Origin of the sequence: Streptomyces sp. NPDC005492 (assembly GCF_040605995.1) — a bacterium.
Classification (GTDB): Bacteria; Actinomycetota; Actinomycetes; order Streptomycetales; family Streptomycetaceae; genus Streptomyces.
Genome location: NZ_JBEXDX010000047.1, coordinates 25,807 through 46,647, shown reverse-complemented (window position 1 = coordinate 46,647; position 20,841 = coordinate 25,807). Strand labels below are relative to the sequence as shown.

General features: G+C 70.0%; 18 protein-coding genes, 1 tRNA gene and 2 pseudogenes. 11 read left to right on the top strand and 10 right to left on the bottom strand.

Features of this window, described 5'->3' with window-relative positions; genetic code table 11:
* Positions 1–391: 391 nt before the first annotated feature.
* From ABZT04_RS38325 to hutI, 8 genes and pseudogenes are all read right to left on the bottom strand, one after another.
* A tRNA-Ser gene (locus tag ABZT04_RS38325) sits at positions 392–489 on the bottom strand.
* A 141-nt stretch (positions 490–630) separates the two neighbouring features.
* Positions 631–983: pseudogene (locus tag ABZT04_RS38320) on the bottom strand (ISL3 family transposase); the annotation flags it as partial.
* A gap of 35 nt (positions 984–1,018) precedes the next feature.
* Positions 1,019–1,690: a hypothetical protein gene (locus ABZT04_RS38315; protein ID WP_356063247.1), complete on the bottom strand. Its 672-nt coding sequence runs from the start codon at positions 1,688–1,690 to the stop codon at positions 1,019–1,021.
* On the bottom strand, positions 1,687–2,199 hold the full coding sequence (locus ABZT04_RS38310; RefSeq protein WP_356063199.1) for a SigE family RNA polymerase sigma factor: 513 nt from the start codon (positions 2,197–2,199) through the stop codon (positions 1,687–1,689). Before ABZT04_RS38310 ends, ABZT04_RS38315 begins: the two co-directional genes overlap by 4 nt.
* A 109-nt stretch (positions 2,200–2,308) precedes the next feature.
* Complete coding sequence (locus ABZT04_RS38305; protein ID WP_356063196.1) at positions 2,309–4,285, bottom strand: Xaa-Pro dipeptidyl-peptidase; 1,977 nt, start codon at positions 4,283–4,285, stop codon at positions 2,309–2,311.
* Between the two features lie 70 nt (positions 4,286–4,355).
* A complete protein-coding gene (locus tag ABZT04_RS38300; RefSeq protein ID WP_356063193.1) occupies positions 4,356–4,694 on the bottom strand; it encodes a hypothetical protein in 339 nt (112 codons plus the stop codon).
* Between the two features lie 445 nt (positions 4,695–5,139).
* Positions 5,140–5,826: a helix-turn-helix domain-containing protein gene (locus ABZT04_RS38295; protein WP_356063190.1), complete on the bottom strand. Its 687-nt coding sequence runs from the start codon at positions 5,824–5,826 to the stop codon at positions 5,140–5,142.
* An 88-nt stretch (positions 5,827–5,914) separates the two neighbouring features.
* Positions 5,915–7,240 (bottom strand): imidazolonepropionase, encoded by a 1,326-nt coding sequence (gene hutI / locus ABZT04_RS38290; RefSeq protein WP_356063187.1) that lies wholly within the window; start codon positions 7,238–7,240, stop codon positions 5,915–5,917.
* A 101-nt stretch (positions 7,241–7,341) separates the two neighbouring features.
* On the opposite strand from hutI, the gene ABZT04_RS38285 reads away from it, so the two are divergent.
* The 11 genes and pseudogenes from ABZT04_RS38285 to ABZT04_RS38235 all read left to right on the top strand — a co-directional run.
* Positions 7,342–8,358 (top strand): arginase family protein, encoded by a 1,017-nt coding sequence (locus ABZT04_RS38285; protein WP_356063184.1) that lies wholly within the window; start codon positions 7,342–7,344, stop codon positions 8,356–8,358.
* 78 nt (positions 8,359–8,436) lie between these two features.
* On the top strand, positions 8,437–8,886 hold the full coding sequence (cynS, locus tag ABZT04_RS38280) for a cyanase (protein ID WP_356063181.1): 450 nt from the start codon (positions 8,437–8,439) through the stop codon (positions 8,884–8,886).
* A 29-nt stretch (positions 8,887–8,915) separates the two neighbouring features.
* Positions 8,916–9,278 carry a cupin gene (locus ABZT04_RS38275; RefSeq protein ID WP_356063178.1) on the top strand — a complete coding sequence of 121 codons (363 nt, stop codon included), beginning with the start codon at positions 8,916–8,918 and terminating at the stop codon, positions 9,276–9,278.
* Positions 9,279–9,340: 62 nt separating this feature from the next.
* Positions 9,341–11,647 (top strand): molybdopterin-dependent oxidoreductase, encoded by a 2,307-nt coding sequence (locus tag ABZT04_RS38270; protein ID WP_356063175.1) that lies wholly within the window; start codon positions 9,341–9,343, stop codon positions 11,645–11,647.
* Positions 11,648–11,799: 152 nt separating this feature from the next.
* Positions 11,800–12,906, top strand: a complete 1,107-nt coding sequence (locus tag ABZT04_RS38265; protein WP_356063172.1) for an ABC transporter ATP-binding protein — start codon at positions 11,800–11,802, stop codon at positions 12,904–12,906.
* On the top strand, positions 12,900–13,553 hold the full coding sequence (locus ABZT04_RS38260; protein ID WP_356063169.1) for an ABC transporter permease: 654 nt from the start codon (positions 12,900–12,902) through the stop codon (positions 13,551–13,553). The genes ABZT04_RS38265 and ABZT04_RS38260 overlap by 7 nt, the downstream gene beginning before the upstream one ends.
* On the top strand, positions 13,550–14,305 hold the full coding sequence (locus ABZT04_RS38255; protein WP_356063166.1) for an ABC transporter permease subunit: 756 nt from the start codon (positions 13,550–13,552) through the stop codon (positions 14,303–14,305). The genes ABZT04_RS38260 and ABZT04_RS38255 overlap by 4 nt, the downstream gene beginning before the upstream one ends.
* The gene (locus tag ABZT04_RS38250; RefSeq protein ID WP_356063164.1) at positions 14,298–15,194 is read left to right on the top strand and encodes an ABC transporter substrate-binding protein; all 897 of its coding nucleotides are present in this window, start codon (positions 14,298–14,300) and stop codon (positions 15,192–15,194) included. The genes ABZT04_RS38255 and ABZT04_RS38250 overlap by 8 nt, the downstream gene beginning before the upstream one ends.
* Positions 15,195–15,228: 34 nt before the next feature.
* On the top strand, positions 15,229–16,830 hold the full coding sequence (locus tag ABZT04_RS38245; RefSeq protein ID WP_356063159.1) for an aromatic amino acid ammonia-lyase: 1,602 nt from the start codon (positions 15,229–15,231) through the stop codon (positions 16,828–16,830).
* An 89-nt stretch (positions 16,831–16,919) separates the two neighbouring features.
* Positions 16,920–18,533 carry a urocanate hydratase gene (locus ABZT04_RS38240; protein ID WP_356063156.1) on the top strand — a complete coding sequence of 538 codons (1,614 nt, stop codon included), beginning with the start codon at positions 16,920–16,922 and terminating at the stop codon, positions 18,531–18,533.
* A 57-nt stretch (positions 18,534–18,590) separates the two neighbouring features.
* Positions 18,591–18,689, top strand: a pseudogene (locus ABZT04_RS38235) (hydrolase); the annotation flags it as partial.
* A 42-nt stretch (positions 18,690–18,731) separates the two neighbouring features.
* Here ABZT04_RS38235 and ABZT04_RS38230 read toward each other — a convergent pair.
* Both ABZT04_RS38230 and ABZT04_RS38225 read right to left on the bottom strand, forming a co-directional pair.
* On the bottom strand, positions 18,732–18,989 hold the full coding sequence (locus ABZT04_RS38230; protein ID WP_356063244.1) for a hypothetical protein: 258 nt from the start codon (positions 18,987–18,989) through the stop codon (positions 18,732–18,734).
* A 919-nt stretch (positions 18,990–19,908) separates the two neighbouring features.
* Entirely contained in the window at positions 19,909–20,835 is a 927-nt protein-coding gene (locus tag ABZT04_RS38225) for a LysR family transcriptional regulator (RefSeq protein ID WP_356063153.1), read from the bottom strand.
* Positions 20,836–20,841 lie beyond the last annotated feature (6 nt).

The window sequence follows — 20,841 nt, the reverse complement described above, 5'->3', positions numbered from 1 at the left end:
GAACCGGGGGCCTGCGGCCCAGACGTATCGGCACCTGCGCCGCCTCGCTGCCGGCCCGGTACGCGACTGGCCGCGCTGAGGATGGCAGCCCCACGCCCAACAACAAGCAAATCGGACAACGAATCGGCCCGGGGACACCGTCTACTTGGACGCGTCGGCATCGTCCCGGCCCCTGTACGGCCCCTGGGTCTCGACATCGCCCTTCAGAGCAGTCGCCCGGACGGCGAGCGACAACCTCGATCATCTATTCCGCCGCAGGCCAGAGAGGTGCAGCTACCCCGAGCGCCACTCGAATCGAAACCCACCGAGCAGCGGATCCAGTCCGCTCAGGCGAAGTTGACGCTCCACCACCCAAAAACAAACGTTTCCACAGGTCAGCGACCTGCACAGGTGGGGCGGGTGGGACTCCAACCCACGGCCGACGGATTATGAGTCCGCCAGGGATCTTGGCGGCCCTTGTCGGTCCATGCTCATTTTGGCCGTTTTCCCAGGCCAGACGTGCCGATCAGTGTCAGTCCTGTGTGGTGCTTGTCGATGTGTTCCTGCCCTTGTGGCCCCTCAATGGCCCCTGGGAGTCGATGGGTTGGACGTCTTCGACAGCCCCGGCCGCGTTCGCCAGGCCGCGCGGGATGCGGTGCGGGCCCGGGCGACACAGTGCGTGAGCGAATCGGTGTTTCCGGCGTGAGGCGTCAGGAGTCGAGCGAAGTCCCGGACGAGGGTTGCCAGTTGGGTCATCTCGAGGCATGCAGCGGTGAGCTTGGCCCGGAGTTCATGATCTCGGCCTTGAGGTTGTCGGGTCCGGTCAGCAGCATCCGGGCGAACCTGCGCGGGGAGATGTGGCCGCGGTCGGCATCCGCGCGGCCCTGGTTGATGTACTTGTGCAGGAGGTCCAGGCAGTCGGTGAAGCCGAGGGCCTTGACCTCTTCGAAGAGGTGCTCGACGGGGGCGGAAGCATTCTCGGTCCGGTATTTGCGCAGGTGCTCCCCGCAGCGGTCGTGGTTGTCCCCGCCTGACGCGCTCAGTTCCCGCTCGCGCCCACCGCGTTGGCGGACCTCCGGGTGAGGATCTCTCCCACCTGGTCGATCACAGCCCGCGAGGCGTCGTTGAGGCAGGCATAGCCGTCCTGTGTCTCGCCCCCGTCGTCGGCCCGCGGCCGGACGGCGACCAGTTGCCGGTTCCCTCCTGCCCGTTCGCACCAGTCGTCGACCGGAGAAACCTGACGCACCGTCACATTCGTGTCGGTGTCATCGCTCCGGACGTAGAACACCAGCACCGCGCCCGCGCTGAGAGGGGTCAACGGGGACCGGGAAACCGCACTGAACGAGACGACGGCCCGGTCCTTCGAACGGGCGCCCGCAGGCAGCACCACCTGCCACCCCCGACTCGGCTCCCGGGACAGACCGGCCTGCGGTATGTCGGTGAACCCGGGCGGCGCCCAGGATGCCGGCGGCGCTGCCGTAGTTCGCTCCGGCGGGGAGGAGGGCCAGGCCCGCACCCCCACGCCGACCGCCGCGACGACGACGGCGGCGCTCACCAGCCGGATACGACGACAGCGCCGGTACGCCGTCACCCGCTGCCCGATCTCCTGGATGCGCCGGGGATTCGAGCCCGCCGGAGTGGCCCGGTCCAGCATCACACGCAGCAGTTCCTCTTCCGGCCCCTGTGCCCTCTCTTCTTCCGGGCTTGTCACGGCTGTTCACCTACTTCCAGGAGATGTGACGGCGTGAGGTGGTGGCGCAGTAGCCGAAGTGCTTTGGCGGCCTGGCTCTTGACCGTGCCGGGACGGCAGCCCAGCACCTGGGCGGTCTCCTCGACGCTCAGGTCCTCGAAGTAGCGCAGTACCACCACCGCCCGCTGCCGTGGCGGCAGTTGACGGATCACGGAAGCCAGCGACTGCTCCAGATCGATGTCGGCGAAGACGTCCCGGGCCGGGGAGACATCCGGGAGGTCCCGCGTGGGTGTCTCGCCCCGCCAGCGCCGTCGCCACCAGGTCGCGTAGGTGTTGACCAGCGCGCGGCGCGTGTACGCCTCCGGGTTGTCCCCCGCGATGCGTGACCACTTGGGCCACACCCGGGCCAGAACCGTCTGCAGAAGATCCTCCGCCGCGTGCGCGTCGCCCGTCAGGAGCCATGCGGCCCGGTACAAGCGGTCCCCGCGGGTGGCGACGAAGTCCTCGAATCCCGGCTCGCCGTCCGCCACCGATTGATTCACTCCGTCGCGCCCCCTCGTCGTCCCTGCCGTACCCCGTCAACCACACGGCGTGGCCGAACGGTTGCCTGCTCGGGCGCAGTGAGCTGTCCGGTCGTCGTCAACCTACCGCCGCCGTGAGGGCCTTGGATCCGCCGACGGCCGCTGCCCGCAGGGAGGTGCGGGCCAGGTCGAGGGTGATCGTCGGCCGGTCGGCGGCCCGCTGGGCGAAGCCGCGGTCGGTCCCCGCGATGATCAGGGCGAGTCGGTGTCCTGCCGGGACGACGTGGTCGGTGGCCGCGAGGTCGAGAGTCAGGGTGCAGGGCTTTCCGGGCGTCAGCGCCGCGACCTTGTGGACGTCGGCACAGGTTCCCAGGGCGGCCCAGCCCCGGCTGAAGACGGTGGAGGTGACGTGCGTGGTGTCGGCCGCCGTCTTCTTGTAGCAGGCGCTGTCCGCGGTGGTGCTCGCGCCCCAGCAGGTCCGGCCGGCAAGCGCGGTGATGCCCAGGCCACCGGAGCCGTACTGCCGGATGGTCGCCGGTCCGATGTCGACGAGGACGGCTGACAGGTTTGCGGTGGGGGTCGTCGGGGTGGCTGTGACGGTCAGCTCGGGTGAACCCGTCAGACGCAGCGCCTTGCCGAGCGGCCGGGTGAGGAAGTCGGCCTTGTCCGGGGTCGAGGTGGCGGCCTGCTCGGCCCAGTCGACCTCGCTGTGGCCCTCGTCGTCGGTGAAGGCCGCGGTGCCCGTGCCGGGTGACGTGCCGAGGGTGTCCACGCCTTCTTTCGCGCCCCCGCCGGGGCTCAGCGTCACGGACGTGGCGGTCCTGGGCGGCCAGACGGTGTCCGTGGTCCAGCGGTCGGGGGTGCGCTCCACGTCGGCCATCGGCGCGCGGTCGATTCCGTTGTCGTAGCCGAGCAGTTCGTGGTCGAACCAGCGGTGCAGCGTGTCCACCCACTGCGTGCGACGGTAGTCGAAGGGGTCGACGTGCCCGGTCTGGCTGAGCCAGATCTTCCGGTGGACCCCGGCCTTGGCGAGGGCGTCCCACCACCGGCCGAACTCCTTGGGACGAACGGCGAGGTCCTGCAGACCGTGCACGACGAAGACACTCGCCCTGACCTTGTCCGCGGCGGCCACGTAGTCCCGTTCGCTCCAGATCGGCAACCAGTCACCGGACCTGGCCGCCTGGTCACCCAGCGGCTTGTTCACGGCGGCACAGCGGGCGCCGGTGGCGTCGGTCTCGACCGTGCGGATCAGCGCGCCGGAGGTCGAGGCACTGCCGACCAGTTGGACCCCTTGGGAGAAATAGGCGTCGTACCAGGAAGAGATGGAGCTGATCGGGACGATCGTCTTCAGCCCGCGTACACCCGTGGCGGCGACGCCGTTGGCGACGGAACCGTCCCAGCTCTTGCCGATCATGCCAGTGGCGCCGTCGGTCCAGGTCGCCGTGGCACGCTGGGATCCGGTACGGGTGGTGTAGGCGTGGGCACGTCCGTTCAGCCAGTCGATGACGGCCTTGGCGGACTGCACGTCGATATGTCCACCGGCGTCGGTACAGCCGTCGGAGCGGCCGGTGCCGGGGAGGTCGACGGCGACGAAGGCGTAGCCGCGGGGCACGAAGTAGTTGTCGTAGAACAGCGGCATCCGGACCAGACGGCCCTTGGCGTCGTACGTCTTCTTCTGGTTCTCGTTGCCGCGGCCGCAGCACGAGTAGTAGGGGCTGGCCTCCATGATGACCGGGACCTTGCGGCCCTTCGCCGCGGGCTCGCCCGGACGCACGATGTCGGCGGCGACCCGGTCCTCCTTCCCGTCGCCGTCCGAGTCGAGCCCGGTACCGACCCAGACGCTCTCCCGCACGGCCTTCTGGTACGAGTACACCGCCTTGCTCTCCCCGGACAGACCCGGATCGGCCGTCCCGGCCCCGTCCGGCCCGCTCACCGCCGGAGAGGCCGACCCGTCCGTCTCCGCCGTCGACGGACCTCCCAGGAAATGGACGCCGACCAGCAGCGCGGCGGCCACCGTGGCTGCGATCACCGCCACGGTCAGCGGCGCGCGCGGCCCGCGGCGGCGAGGTGACGCATCAGATCGGTGGGAACGCATGGACGCAGCCTTCGGTCGCTCGGCATTCGGACACAGGGCAGACAACTCCACACGATCGCGGGGCCGGCCTTCATGCCGTCAACAACCTGGGTGCCGTTGGAGGTTGCCCTGTTCCGGAAACTTCTGCCGGCCACCGCTGCTCCAGCCGCGTGCGATACGGCCGGCCCCGTGTCCGGGCGACCGTGCGCGGCAGCGGGGGACTCGCCGCTGCCAGGCCCGCGAAGCCGAACGCCGGGCAGGCGGCGAGGAGCGTGGCGTTCGTGCCGTCGAAGTGCGGGGTGCCGGCGAGGTGGAGCAGACCGTGGGTGCGGCGGCGGTCAGGGACGGACGACGCGGCCACGATGCCCATGACGACGATGGCGAAGCTCGCGCCGGGCACGGCGAGCGTCACGAGAAACAGAAACCTCATGAGTCATCCACCCCGGTGTTCCACGGACGCCACGAGCGGCCAACTCGACCGGGCCGAGGTCGTCCTACTCGCGCCGCGCAACCAGCAAATGGGACCACGCATCGGCCCGGCGGCACTGTCGGCCTGGACACCGCTACGTCACCCCGGCCCCTGTCCGGCCCCTGGATCTTGGTATCGAGCCTCAGGGCAACGGCCCGGACGTCGAGCGACAACCTCGATGGCCTACTCCGCCGCAGGTCAGACGGGTTAAAACTCCCCGGGCGCCGTCGGACTCCAAACTCACGAGCAGCGGATTGAGTCCGTTCGGCGGGAGTTGCCGTCGCCCTCGGGCTGCGCACCCGACGGGTGACGCCGTCCGGGCGTCGCCGTTCTCGATGGTGGACCGTCAGGGCGCGGGCGGTCTCACGGTCGGCGAAATCTCCTGCCCTCGGGGCAGGAGAGGGCGTCAAGAGATCTTGCCGGCGATCAGGTCGGACAGCTCCGTGGAACGCGTGCGGAGCTGTTCGCCGTAGCGGGTGATCACCCGTGGCGGCATCCGGAAGGAGGGGCCGACGACGCTGAGTGCCGCGACGATGGTGCCGCTGGCGTCGCGGACCGGTGCCGCGACGGCGGTGGCACCCTCGGTCGCGATCGCCTTGGCGACCGCGACCCCCTGTTCGTCGACCTGTCCCATCAGTGCCGCACCGGCCGCTGTTCCCGCCATGGGCAGGCTGCGCCCGGTCCAGTTGACGTGACGGATCGCCTGCGGGCTGGGTACCTGGCGGAGGTATACCAGTGTCTGGGCGGCGCCCTGGACGCTGAGGTAGCTCGATTCCTGGGTGTCGTCGGTCAGGGCGCGCAGCACCGGCCCCGACAGCTCCACGATGTCCGTCTCCGGCGCTGCGGGGACGGCCCTTTGCAGGGAGGCGAACCGATGGCCCGTCGTGTACGTCCCGGACTCGTCCCGATCCAGGTATCCCCAGTGCACGAGAGCCCGGCCCAGCCGCATGGTGGTGCTGGGCGACATGTCGAGAACGCGGGCCAGCGCGGTCAGTGTCTGCGGCCCCCGCTCGGCGACGCAGGTCAGCAGCATCAGCGCGCGGTGGACGGACCGGGGGCCGTCGGCCCCCGGCTCGGGGTCGGTCAGTGACATGGAAGGACCTGGGTTTCCGTGTTCGCGTACCAGGAGCGGTGGCACGGGCTCGCCCGGTACGTCGGCGTGGCCCTTCTGCGGGCTCATGCTATAGCGCAGGTGAGGCCTGGGTCGCCGGGGTCGTGCGGGGCAGTCGGCGCCCCGCTTCGGCGACGAGCCAACCGTCGGCGTACACCCGGTCGGCCATGTTCGTGCCGAACCGGTGGACGACTTCGCCGTGGCTGCGGACGGACCAGATGACGAAGTCCGCCGACTTGCCGGGGGCGAGGCTGCCCCGGGTGTCCTGCACGCCCAGGGCCGCGGCGGCGTTGAGGGTCGCCATGTGCCAGACCTGGGAGTACGACCAGCGGTAGAGGCGCGCGGCGAGTTGCATGACCATCTGCATCGACAGCGACGGAGCCGTACCCGGGTTGTAGTCCGTGGACAGGGCGAGTGCCGCGCCGGAGCGCAGGACACGGTCCGCCCAGGCGGCCAGGTCCTTGGGGGGCCGCCCGCCCGGCACGAGTGATGCGGTCATGTCGAGGAGGTGGAAGTTGGCGCCCGGGAAGACGACCCCGACGGTCTCGCTCGCGGCCAGCGCGTCGAGCGCCGCGTCGGATGCCTGGTCGAGGTGGTCGACCGACACGGCACCGAATTCGACGGCGAGTTGTGTGCCGCCGACGTCGCCGGTCTGGTCGGCGTGGAACTTCAGGGACAGCCCCAGGTCCCGGGCCGCCGCGGCGATGTGCCGGCTCTCCTGCTGGGTGAAGGACACCGGATCGCAGGCGATGTCGCAGAAGTCGGCGGTGTGCGCGATACGCGGCAGGGTGTCCACGACGGAGCGGATGTACTCGGCGCGTCGGCCGAGGTGGTCGGCCGGAACGGTGTGCGCCCCGAGGTAGGTCGCCAGTACGCGGACGGGGTGGGCGAGCGACCTCGTCAGATCGAGCAGCCGTATCTCCTCGTCGGGGCTCAGGCCGTATCCGGTCTTCGCCTCCAGCACGGTGGTGCCGTGTGCCAGCGCCTCGTCGAGGTCAGCGAGGGCGCGTGCGGTGAGTTCGGTGTCCGATGCGGCGCGGGTGGCGGCGATCGTGGTGCGGATTCCCGCGTCGATGCCCGGTACGGCCCGCTCCAGGACCTTGCCCTGCCACTCGTCGTGGCGGGAGCCGCCGTAGAGCAGATGGGTGTGCGGGTCGACGAAGGCGGGGGAGACGAGGCGGTCGTGCGCGTCGATGACCTCGTCGGCCTCGAACCGGTCGAGGAGTTCCGCGGTTTCACCGGTCGCGACGACGCGGCCGGCGTCGACGGCGAGGGCCCCGTCGGGAACGACCACGAGCTGGTCGAGTTGTGGGCCGCGTGCGGGGCGGTCGAGTCCGGCTGACGGCGTGACGAGCTCGGAGGCGTGCACGACGAGCGTGTTAATGCGGCGTTTCATCCATGTACCGATCTATTTGTTCCGGCATTCAACCGTCGCCGATCTTTTCATCTGATGGTAGCTTCAATTTTCACAGTATGACTGACGATGGGGTGTGGGCAATGGGATCTGGATCGCCGGCGGAGCGGAGCACGGCAGGGCCTGGGGCATTCGAACTGCACCCGGCAGCCTCCCCGCTCCTGGGTGCGGACGGTCTGCGTGACCTCGACGACCTGCGTGCGGCGTTCGCCGTCATCGGGGTGCCCTACGGCTCCCCCTACCGCATGGAGAACGTCCACTCCGGCGCGGCCGACGCACCGCGCGTCTTCCGCGAGCGGGCCAACGCGCGCTTCGGCTCGCACAGTGACCGCTGGGACTTCGACCTGGGCGGCACGCTGTTCGGCGAGACCGGGCTGGGCATGGCCGACGTGGGCGACGTCGTCGGAAACCCGCGCGACCTTCCGGGCACCGCCGCGGCGGCGACCGAGGCGATGCGCGCGATCGTGGATGGGGGCGCGGCGCCGATCGTCCTCGGCGGCGACGACTCCGTGCCGATCCTGTGCGCCCGCGCGTTCGCCGCCGAGCGTCCCGTGATCAACGTCCTGCAGATCGACGCGCACATCGACTTCCGGGACGAGGTCGACGGCATCCGCGACGGATACTCCAGCCCCGTCCGGCGGATGTCCGAGATGCCGTGGGTCGGGCAGATCGTGCAGGTCGGCGCGCGCGGAACGGGCAGCGCGCGCCCCGAGGACGTGACGGCGGCGCTGGCCGCGGGCAACGTCATCGTTCCCGCCGAACAGGTGCACAGCCAGGGAATCGGCACGGTGACGGCGGCCATGCGCGACGACCTGCCGTGGTTCGTGACGCTCGACGTGGACGGGCTCGACCCGACCATCGCCCCGGGCACCAGCTGCCCGCTGCCGGGCGGCCTGGACTTCCGGCAGGCGAACGCCCTGTTCACCGCGGTCGGACGGGACTTCGACTTCGCCGGTATCGACATCGTCGAGCACTTCCCCGGTCTCGACGTGGGGGGCACCACCTCGCTGACGCTGACCCGGCTGCTGGTCGTGCTCATCGGCCACGCCGCCCGGCGCCGCGCGACGCGCGTCCCCGAACACGTAGTCGCTGTCGCCTAGTTGCTAGTTGCTGTCGCCCAGTTCCCGCCGAGCAGATCTCCTCGCGCGGATCTCCCCACGAAGAGAGGAAGCCTCCCCATGGCCGAACTACCCCCGCCCGACCTCACCAGGCGGATCCGCCTGGCCCGCCGGACGAAGGGCGTGACCTGGACCGAACTCGCCGAGCGGATCGGCCGGCCGCCGGTGTGGACCGTAGCCGCGCTGTTCGGTCAGCACGCGCTGAGCGCCACCGAGGCGGACACGGTCGCGGAAGCGCTCGGGCTCTCCGCCGATGACGCCCTGGAACTCCAACTCCAGCCCTACCGGGGCACGTTGGACGGCGGAGCACCGTCCGACCCCACGCTCTACCGCTTCTACGAGGCGCTCTCGGTCTACGGCCCGGCGATCAAGGAACTCATCCATGAGGAGTTCGGCGACGGGATCATGAGCGCCATCAACTTCACCCTCTCCGTCGAGCGCCGCCCCGACCCCGACGGCGATCGCGTCGTGGTCACGCTCGACGGCAAGTTCCTCGACTACCGCTGGTAGCCGACATCCCCCGAGAAAAGGATCAGCACATGCCCGCGAACCCCGTGATGCAGAAGGCCGCCCTGCTCGACCTCGAACCGGACGTACACGGCCTGATCAGCAAGAAGACCGCACAACTCGACGGCGTGGCGGTGACGGAGGTCACCTTCGGCGTCGGCGCGAAGTGGTCGAACGACCTGAAGGAGTACGCGGCGACCGACCTCTGCGAACTCCCGCACGTCGCGCTCGTCACCGGCGGCACCCTGGCCGTCCGGATGCTCGACGGCGCCTACGAGGAGTTCTCGGCGGGCGACGTCATGATGCTGCCGCCGCAGCACGACGCCTGGAGCGTCGGTGACACCGCGTGCACCTTCATCGAGTTCTCGGTCGGAAACGACTACTACGCCGCCTGACCGCTACCCAGCAGGGGGCGTCGGGCCTCCCCTTGCCGGCCGCGAGAGCGAAAGGAAAGCGGATGGGTGCCGAATCAGAACGCGAATTCCTTCCCCACTCCTCACACTGGGGCTCGTTCCGGGCGCGCGGCACCGCGGCCGGGGGTATCGAGGTCCGCGCACACGAACTCGATCCCGAACCGTACGACCTCATCCACAACGTCACGGACGCCCTCAGGCATCCGACCCGGATCGACCGGCCCTACGTCCGCCGCGGCTGGCTCGACGGGAACCGCACCGCGCGACGCGGGCGCGACTCCTTCGTCCCGGTCAGCTGGGAGCGTGCCACCCGGCTCGTCGCCGACGAACTCAGCCGCGTCTACGGCGAGTTCGGCGCGGAGGCGGTCTTCGGCGGCTCCTACGGCTGGGCCAGCGCGGGCCGGTTCCATCACGCGCAGTCGCAGGTGCACCGGTTCCTGAACCTCTACGGCGGCTACGTCCGCGGGGTGACCAACTACTCGCTCGGCGCCGCCCTGGTCGTCGTGCCGCATGTCGTCGGCGCGAACGGCTCCATGCTGCAGTCGAGTTCCACCTGGTCGGACCTGGTCGGCAACTGCGAACTGTTCGTCGGCTTCGGCGGCATCGCGACGAAGAACGCGGCGGTGAACGCCGGCGGACCCGTGCGCCACGTGGCCCGCCAGGCCGTGCGCGACCTGCACGAGGCCGGCTGTCGGCTCGTGAACGTCGGGCCGCTCCGCTCCGACCTCGCGGACGCGCCGGCACAGTGGATCGCCTGCCGCCCCGGCACCGACGTGGCGCTCATGCTCGCGCTCGCCCACCGGCTCATCGTCACCGGACGCGCGGACATGGGCTTCCTCGACCGGTACACGGTCGGCTACGACCGTCTCCGCGACTACGTCATGGGCGTCTCGGACGGCTGTGCGAAGAGCCCGGAGTGGGCCGCCGGGATCTGTGACGTGCCGGCCGAGGACATCCGTGAGCTGGCGGACGCGATGGCGGCGAAGCGGACGTTCATCTCCGTGGCGCCCGCGCTCCAGCGTGCCGAGCACGGGGAGCAGCCCGTCTGGATGGGGATCGCGCTCGCGGCGATGCTGGGCGGGATCGGGGTGCCGGGGGCGGGTTTCTCCATCGGCCACGGCTCGATGGGCAACTACGGCAACCAGCCCAACCAGTTGCGCAATCCGCCGCTGCCGCAAGGACGCAACGGGTGCGAGGCGTTCATCCCGGTCGCCCGCATCGCGGACATGCTGCTGCACCCCGGCGAGGAGTTCGACTTCGACGGCGGGCGGCACACCTACCCCACGGTCCGGCTCGTGTACTGGGCCGGTGGGAACCCCTTCCATCACCACCAGGACCTCTTCCGCCTGCACGAGGCCTTTCAGCGCCCGGAGACCGTCGTCGTCCACGAGCCGTTCTGGACCTCGACGGCGCGGCACGCGGACATCGTGCTGCCGGTCACGATGACGGTCGAACGCGAGGACATCGCGGCGGCGTCGAACGAGCCGGCGATGATCGCCATGAGGCAGATCGTGCCGCCGTACGCTCAGGCCCGCGACGACCACCTGATCTTCGCCGACATCGCCGCACACCACGGCCTCGCGGAACGCTTCACGGAAGGCCGCTCGCCCCGGCAGTGGCTTGAGACGCTCTACGAGGAGTGGCGGACCCGGGCGCGGGCGACGGCGCCGGAGACACCGCCGTTCGCGGCGTTCTGGGAGCGGGGCAGCACGGCGATCCCGCTCGATCAGGCGGCGCACAGCTGGCTCGACTGGTACCGCGCCGACCCCGAGAGCCGCCCGCTCGGCACCCCCAGCGGGCGGATCGAGCTGTACTCGGAGACGGTCGCCGGGTTCGGGTACGACGACTGCCCCGGCCACCCTGTCTGGCTGGAGCCGAAGGAGTGGACCGGCTCGCCGCTGGCCCGCGACCATCCGTTCGCGCTCGTGGCCAACCAGCCGTCCGGCAAGCTCCACAGCCAACTCGACATGGGATCGGCGAGCATGGCGACGAAACAGCGGGGGCGTGAGTCGCTGCTGATGAACCCGGCCGACGCGGCCCGGCTCGGGCTGGCGGCGGGTGACGCGGTGCGCGTCAGCTCCCGCCGAGGCGCGTCGTTCCTCGCCGTGGCCGCCCTCTCGTCCGGCGTGCGTCAGGGCGTCGTGCGGGTGCCGACCGGTGCGTGGTTCGATCCGGACTTCGACGAGCGGTTGTGCGTGAGCGGCAACCCGAACGCCGTGACCCGTGATGTCGGGACGTCCAGGCTCGGGCAGGGCTCGACGGGGCAGCTCTGTCTTGTCGCCGTGGAGCCGTGGCACGGGCCACTGCCCCCGCTGACCGTGCGGATGCCTCCGGCGATCGTGCCGTCCTGAAGCGGCTTCGGTCGCATCGTTTCAAGCGGGTTTCTTCTCGTTTCACGCAGATTCGTTTTCTTTGCGGCGGTTTATTACCCATCGTCCATGTGTTTCACTCTGCAGCATGAGCCATTTTCACCAGACGTAAAATGAGGGTTGAAGGTCACGACATGATCGAATTCGACGACGTCTCGAAGACGTATCCCAACGGGGCACGGGCCATCGAGAAGCTCTCGCTCACCGCCCAGACGGGGAAACTCACCGTCCTCGTCGGCCCGTCCGGGTGCGGCAAGACGACCTCGCTGCGCATGGTGAACCGCCTCATCCGGCCCTCGTCCGGCACGATCAGGCTGAACGGCGACGACGCCGCCCGGCTGGACGAGACCGAACTGCGCCGCCGCGTCGGGTACGTCATCCAGCACGTGGGCCTGTTCCCGCACCGCACCGTCGAGCACAACGTCGCGGTCACGGCACGCCTCACGGGCAAACCCCGCCGACAGGCCGTCGAGGTCGCGCGCGAACTGCTGGAGCGGGTGGGACTGGGCTCCGAGTTCTTCCGCCGGTACCCCTGGCAGCTGTCCGGCGGGCAGCAGCAGCGGGTCGGCGTCGCACGGGCGCTCGCGGCCGAGTCCGAGTTCATGCTCATGGACGAACCGTTCAGCGCGGTCGACCCCGTCGTGCGATCCCAGCTGCAGGACGAGTTCCTGCGCCTTCAGCGCGAGTTCGGCAAGACGATCGTCATGGTCACCCACGACGTGGACGAGGCGCTGCGCCTCGGCGACCGCATCGCCGTGTTCCGCGAGGGCGGGCACATCGCCCAGTTCGACACGCCCGAGGTGCTGCTCACCGCCCCGAAGGACGACTTCGTGGCCACGTTCCTGGGCAGCGAGCGTGGCTATCGCTCTCTCGCCTTCCGCTCCGGTGTGCGCGTGCGGCCTGCGCCGGTTCCCACGGTGACCCTGGACGAACGGTCCGGTCCGTCCGGTCCCGCGAGCGACGAATGGCGCCTGGCGGTCGGCGGGTCCGGCCGTCCGATCGGCTGGCTGCCGCCGTTCGAGCCGGTCGAGCGCGAGCGCCTGCTGCCCTGCGGCGCGACGGCCGGACCGGACGCCTCGCTGCGGGATCTGCTGAACGCGGCCCTCAGCTCGCCGAGTTCGGCCGGCCTCGTGCTCGACGACGACGGAGGCGTGGCCGGGGTCGTGCCGATCGACGCGGTGCTCCCCGAGATCGCGGCCGGCACCCGCGCGACCTCGCCGAACGAGGGGGCGCCATGCTGACCTGGGTCCGGCAACAGTCCTCGTACATCGGCGATCTCACGGTCTCGCACCTCTACCTGTCGGTCGTGCCGATCCTGATCGCGCTCGCCATCTCCCTTCCCGTCGGTGCGCTGATCCACCGCTCGCGCCGCTGGAAGGCGGTCGTCCTCGGCGTCAGCGGAATCCTCTTCACGATCCCGTCCCTCACGATCTTCACCGTACTGCCGACGATCATCGGCACCCGGATCCTCGACCCGCTGAACGTCGTGATCGCGCTGGTCATCTACAGCACCTCCCTCCTGATCCGGACCGTGGTCGACGGTCTGGACTCCGTCCCGCCCGAGACCGAACAGGCCGCCGTCGCCATCGGCTACCGGCCCGCCGCCAGGCTCCTGCTGGTCCAGTTCCCGGTGGCCGTACCGGTCATCGCGGCCGGCCTCAGGGTCGCGGTCGTCACCAACGTGAGCATCGTGTCGGTGGCCTCGCTGATCGGGGTCCCGCAACTCGGCCAGCTCTTCACCCAGGGAGCCCAGCAGCTCTACCTCGACCCCGTCGTCGTCGGCGTCGTACTGAGCATCGCGCTCGCCGCCGTACTCGACGTGCTCGTCCTCGTGGCCGGCCGGGTCCTGACCCCCTGGCGCCCGCCGAGCCGAGTGAGGCACTCATGAACTGGCTGTTCGATCCCCACAACTGGTCCGGCAGCGACGGAGTCCCCGTACGCGTCGCCGAGCACCTCCGGTACTCCCTGACGGCCGTCGCGATCGGCCTGGTGATCGCCCTGCCGCTCGGCCTGGCCGTCGGACACACCGGCCGCGGCAAGCGCGCGGTCGTCTCCTGCGCCAACGCGCTGCGGGCGCTGCCCACGCTGGGCATCGTCGTGCTGCTCGTCATCCTGCTCGCGCCGCACCTGCACTCGAACCTGGCCTTCTCCCTGCCCTCCACCGTGGCGCTGGTCCTGCTCGCCGTGCCGCCGATCCTCGCCAACGTCGTCGCGGGCATCGACGCGATCGACCGCAACGTCCTCGACGCCGCCCGCGGCGTCGGGCTCGGCCCGCTCTCCATCGCCCTCGGCATCGAACTGCCGTGCGCGCTCCCGCTCGTCCTGGCGGGCGTACGGATCGCGTTCCTCCAGGTCATCTCGGGCGCGGCCATCGCGGCCTACGTCTCCCTCGGCGGTCTGGGACGCCTGATCATCGACGGCCAGGCGCAGCAGAACATCCCCGAGATGGTCTCCGGCGGCGTCCTGATCGCCGCGCTCGTCGTCGTGGTCGACGCACTGTTCGCCGCCCTGACGGCCTTCCTGGTCTCGCCGGGACTGTCGCGCAGGACCGGACGGCCCGTCATCCCCTTCCGCCCCGCCTCCCGGACCCGCACCACCCCTCCCCGTACCACCTCACCCCTTGGAGAAGGCAATGCGTAGACGTTCTTTCATCACCGTCCTGGCCGCGGCGGCCACCACGCCCTTCGCGCTCGCGGGCTGCTCGTCGGCCGACGCGACGGCGAGCTCGGGCTCCTCGTCAGGCGTGACCATCGGCTCCGCCAACTTCTCCGAGAGCCAGCTCGTCGCGGAGATCTACGCCCTGAAGCTGGAGGAGGCGGGCGTCAAGGTCACCCGAAAGTTCAACATCGGCAGCCGTGAGACGTACATACCGGCGCTGAAGGACGGCTCGATCGACATCATCCCCGACTACCAGGGCGCCCTGCTCACCTACCTGGCCCCCTCCGTCGGCCACATCAAGGCAAGCGCCCTGACCGCCACTCTCCTGTCCGAACTCCCCAAGACCGTCACCATGCTCAAGGCGTCTCCGGCGCAGGACGTCAATGTGCTCGCCGTCCGCAAGGACACCGCCAAGAAGTACAGTCTGACCACCATCAGCTCCCTCGCCCCGCACGCCGCCGAGCTGAGCGAGGGCAGCGGACCCGAGTGGAAGACCCGGTACGAAGGCGTAGTCGGTCTCAAGAGCGTGTACGGGATCACGTTCAAGTCCTTCGTCCCCCTGGACTCGGCGGGACCGCTGACGCTCGCGGCCCTGAAGAACGGGCGGATCGACGTCGCCCCTCTCAACTCGACGGACCCCGCCCTGAAGTCCCTCACGGTCCTGGAGGACGACAAGGGGCTCTTCCTGCCGCAGAACATCGCGCCGCTCGTGCGGACCTCCGCGGACAACCCGAAGATCGACACAGCCCTGAACACGGTCTCGGCGAAGCTCACGACCAACGACCTGATCGACATGAACGACAAGGTCAGCAACGATCACCAGGGCATCGCCGCGGTGGCGAAGGCATGGCTGAAGTCCAGCGGTCTCTGACGCCGGAAGAGCCCGCGCCTCCCAGCCCGCGGACATGCTCTCCCACCTCCTGACGAGCGAGACGAAAGGCAGCGACACGAAAGGCATGGAGGAGATGAACGAGACCATCACGATCGGCGCAACGCCACTGAGCCACCAGGCGATCGTCTCGATCGCCGCCGGCGCCACCGTCGACGTGGACCGTGCCGCACTCGCGCGCTGTGCGGCCACGTACACCGCCGTCGAGGAGACACACCGCGGCGGAGCCCCGATCTACGGACTGACCACCGGCGTCGGCGACCTGTACAAGGAGTCCGTGGAGGGGCCCGTGGGCGGCGCCGCGCACGCCGACACCCAACTGGCGATGCTCCGCGGGCACGCGACCGGTGTCGGCGCACCGTACGACGACGACGTCGTACGAGCCGTCATGGCCTGCGTCGCCACCGCACTGGCGCAGGGGCGCAGCGCCGTCCGCGCCACCCTCGTCGAACGGCTCGCGGCGATGCTGAACAGGGGCGTCACCCCGCTCGTGCCCGCTCAGGGTTCGGTGGGCTACCTCACCGCGCCCTCGCACATCGCACTGGTCGCGTTCGGGGGCGGCCGGGCCCGGTACGACGGGACCGTACTGCCCGGCGGCGAGGCGATGCGGCGGGCCGGGATCGCCACCGACGGCCCGGTCCTCCGCGAGGGCCACGCGATGATCAGCGGCACCTACGAGATCACGGCCCTCGCCGCCCTCGCCCTGGACCGTACGGCGAAGGTCCTCGACGCGGCGGACGTGACCGCCGCCATGTGCCTCGAAGCACTGCGCGGCAACACGCGCGGCTGGGAACCCCCTGTACAGCGACTGCGCCCCCAGCCGGGGCAGGTGCGCACCGCGGCCCGCCTCATGTCACTCCTGGAGGGCAGCGAGCCGATCGCCGCCAACCGCCACCACCGCCTGCAGGACGCCCTCAGCCTCCGCTGCGTACCCCAGGTGCACGGCGCCGCACGAGACACGTTCGACTTCGTCGGACGCACGGTGGCGATCGAGATCAACGCCGTGACGGACAACCCTGCCTTCGTCCTGCGGGACGACGGCCTGGTCGAGGTGCTGGCGAACGGGAACGGCCACGGCGCCGCGTGCGGCCAGGCGCTCGACTACCTCGCGATCTCCGTCGCCACGGTCGCGAACATGTCCCACGCCCGGCTGGACCGCCTCAACAACGCGTCTCTCAGCGGGCTGCCGCCGTTCCTCTCCCGGCGCGGCGGCGCCGAGTCCGGCCTGATGGTGCTCCCCGTGACCGCCGCGGCCCTGCTGGGGGAGATCCGGCAGCTGGCCGGACCGTCCTCCGTGCACTCGATGGTGTCCGTGGCGGGCCAGGAGGACCACATCAGCCAGGGCGTGAACGCGGGCAGAAAGCTCCTGGCGCTGCTGGACCGCGCCGCCTCGGTGGTCGCGATCGAACTGCTGTGCGCGGCCCAGGCACTCGACTTCCGCCTGCCCACCGTCCTCGGCCACGGCACCGGCCTCGCCCACCGGGCACTCCGCTCGACCGTCGAGCCGTACGAATCGCAGACCGACCTCGGCGATCAGATCGAGGCGGCGAGACGGCTCGTACTGACCGGCACACTCGGCACGGACACCCCGCGCACCCTCGCGGAGGCCCTCCGGTGAGCGACGACCGGACGACCCCCGGCACCCAGCCGACACCCTGACCCATCGGCCCACCCCCGCCCCGACCCGCGCTGGAGAAGACGAACACCATGCCCCGAGGAATCACCGCAGCCCGCGGCCCCGAACTCCGCTGCAAGGGCTGGCGTCAGGAGACCATCCTCCGCCTGCTGGAGAACAACCTGGAGAACGCCTCCCACCCCGAGGACCTCGTCATCTACGGCGGGAACATGAAGGCCGCCCGCGACTGGGACGCCTTCGACGCCATCGTGCGGACCCTCAAGGAACTGGAGACCGACGAGACACTGGTCGTCCAGTCCGGAAAGCCCGTCGGTGTCTTCCGCACCTCCGACGACACACCGCTCGTCATCATCGTCAACGGCGTGGCGACGGGCAGCACCGAGGCGGAGACGCGGGAACTCTTCGACAAGGAACTGCTGATGGTGGACGGCATGACCGCCGGCGCCTGGCAGTACATCGGCAGCCAGGGCATCATCCAGGGCACCTACGAGTCGTTCATGCAGGCCGCACGGCACGGGCTCGGCGGCTCCCTGAGGGGGCGGACCATCCTCACCACCGGCGCCGGGGGCATGGGCGGCGCACAGCCCCTCGCGGGCAAGCTGGCCGGTGCCTCGATCCTCGTCGTGGACGCGGAAGCGAGCCACCTCCGGCGCCGCATCGACGAGGGCTACCTCGACCGGATGACGGACGACATCGGCTCCGGCGTCGACGACTGGCTCGCGGCGGCCGCCGACGGCCGTGCCGCGTCCTTCGGCATCGCGGCGAACATCACCGAGGTGCTGCGCGCCCTCGCGGCCCGTGGCGTCGTCCCCGACGTGGTGACGGACCAGACCACGACGGACCCGCTGCACGGATACCTCCCCGAAGGGCTCGACGAGGCCGGCGCGAAGAACCTGTTCCGCACCGACCCCGACGAACTGCTACGACGCTCGAACGCGACGCTCGCCGAACACGTACGCGGGCTGCTCGACCTCCAGCGCAAGGGCGCGATCGTCTTCGAATACGGCAACGACCTGCGCAAGCAGGCCGTCGAGACCGGCGTCGACGACGCGTTCGAGATCGGCGGGTTCATCGACATGTTCATCCGCCCCCTGTTCTGCCAGGGGATCGGACCGTTCCGGATCATCGCGATCCAGGGTGACCCCGAGACGATCCACGCGATCGACGCCATGCTGCTGCGCGAGTTCGCCGACGTGCCCCGGGTCGTCGACTGGCTGGGGCGGGCCAAGGAGATCGCCTTCACCGGGCTGCCCGCCCGCGTGTGCTGGCTCGGCCACACCGAGCGCACCCGCGCGGCACTCGCCGTCAACGACATGATCGCGCGCGGCGAGATCACCGGTCCGGTCGCGTTCAGCCGCGACCACCTCGACGCCGGCAGCGTGACCGCCCGCTACCGCGAGACCGAGAACATGCTGGACGGCAGCGACTGCGTCGGCGACTGGCCGCTGCTCAACGCGATCCTGAACGGAATCGCCGGAGCGGACCTCACGTCGGTCATCGGCTGGGGGCTGAAGGGCCTGAACTCCGGACCGACCACCATCGCCGACGGCACGCCGCAGGCCGCGTCCCGGCTGCGGCGCGTGATGGACGCCGACACCGGGCTCGGCGTCATCCGGCAGGCGGACGCCGGCTACCCGACAGCCGTCGAGACGCGGGAGGCGTTCGGGCTCGGCATCAGGGGTTGACACGGCGTCGGGCGTGCCGAGGCTTTCCCGCGGCAGGGCTACGACGCTGTGGGGGGCGCCAGATTCGGCACGGGCAGCCGGGTCCTGGCCGGCGCGCATGCAACCCATTCCCAATCCGCCACCTTGGCCTACGAGTTCGCCTGGCGCTCATACGCCTGGTCGGGTGTGTCAATTCAACGGCTGATCTTGGTTGTCGGGTCACGTGGTCGCCTCTGCGGTGACGTTGTTCCAGTGCCGGTGGCTGGCAGTGGCGCGGTGTTGGTGGCGGCGCCGGGCGGACCAGTGCGGGATGTGGTTGAGGTCGCGACGGGGCATCGGGATGACGGTGGCTCGGAGGACGGCGAGGAGTTCGCGCGGGCCGGCCGGGACGAGGTCGATGCCTGCGGGGCAGGTGGCGCGGGCACGGTTGACGGTCAGGACCGCGGCGGCCAGGAGGCTGATCAGGCTCCGGCGCATCCACGAGTTCCAGCAAGGTCACCTGGCCCTGGTCGAGGCCAGTGGTCCCCTTCGCGCGCTGGAAGTCCTCTTCGATCTTCCATCTGGTGCAGATGATGTCCACGAGGTGGCGATGCCGACAGTCGAACTTGCCAAAATGACTGCACGTCCTTGCAGGTCAGAGTTGCGTTGGCCGGCTCGGCCCAATCTGTCAACGAACCCACGAGCAGCGGATTCAGTCCGTCCAGGCAAAGTTGACGCTCCAACACCCAGAAATGAACGTTTCCGCAGGTCAGAAGCCTGCACAGGTGGGGCGGATGGGACTCGAACCCACGGCCGACGGATTAATGGGTCCGTCAGGGATCTTGGCGGCCCTTGCCGATCAACGCTCATTCTTGGCCCCTCAATGGCCCCTGGGAGTCGATGAGTTGGACATCTTCGACAGCACTAGCCGCGTCCGGCCAGTTCAGCCAAGGAGTCAGAACCCTCACACAGCGGATTCCCCTTCCAACGCACAGAGGCTCCGCACCTCTACTCACGTCTACTCGGGGCGGAGCCTCTGCAGTTGGAGAACGGGCGGGCTGCGGCTTCGGGCGCACGGCGCCGCCGGGGGCTCCTCCAGCCGCGTGCCGGCCAAAGCATTCGGAGCGTTTACTCCCTTTTTTGGGCATCTCTTGAAGACAGGGCCGTGGGGTCCGAGGAGAAGGTGTCCACAAACGAGTGCAAACCCCAGCCCCTCAATGACCCCTGGGGATCGATGAGTTGGATGCTCACTACAGAAGCAGCCGCGTCCGCGCAGTTCAGCCAGGGGATAGAGCCCCCACACAGCAGATTCCTCTTCCCCGCCAACTGGTCACACGCAGAGGACGCGCGTATCGTGCGCGGATCCGACCTCCGTCGCGCATAGTCCACCGGCCCGGCGGGCCTTCTCTGCCAGCCGTCATTCCTTCGGTGAGTAGGGGACCAGCTGGTCGTGGACGTGTGGAGGCATGACGCGCGTGTGCTCGGCGAGAGTGTCGAGGAACGCTGTGGTCAGTGGGTCCGGACGGGACCGGGTGTAGGCGGTCAGGGTGCGGCGTACTGGCGGGTCGGGGCGGAGCAGGCGGCCGGCGAAGTGGGGCGGGATGACGTTGGCGGGGACCAGCGCGGGGCCGAGGCCGGCAGCGGCGAGCAGGGGTGCGGCGGCGGTCTGCTCAGTGCGTACCGCCGTATGCGGGCGGAATCCGGCCGCAGCGCAGGTCCGGTCGAGGATCTCGGCGAGGCCGTTTCCTGCGGCGTAGTGCACCCAGCTGCGGTCGGCGAGGGTCTTGAGCCGTACGAGGGTCGCGCCCTGCCCGGCGGCCGGGTCGTCGGCGGAAACGACCACGACGAACTCCTCGGTGCCCAGCTCGCGTAGGAGACCGTCCCAGCTCGGCGGTCGTGGACCGACCGCGAGGTCGGCGTGTCCGGCGGTCATCGTGTCGTGGAGTTCCGTGGCGTGCCGGTGCTCCAGCAGGCGTACCTGGATCTGGGGGTGGGTCTTGTGCCAGACGTTCAGGACCGGCGGGAGGACGCCGAGGGCGACCGAGTAAACGGCCGCAAGCTGGAGCTCGCCGGCTTCCAGCTCGGCAGCACGACGGGCCGCGGAACGGGCCCGGCCCGCGTCAGCGAGGGCGGCGCGGGCGTGAGGCAGCATCGCGCGGCCCATCGGGGTCAGCCGGACCGAGCGCGGGAGGCGTTCGAGGAGGGGGCCTCCGGTGTCCCGTTCCAGGGCGCGGACCTGGTGGGAGAGAGCGGGCTGGGAGACATGCAGCAGCTCGGCGGCGCGGGTGAAGGACCCGGTGTCCACGACGGTCACCAGGTATTCCAGCTGTCTCAGCGTTGCCATACATCT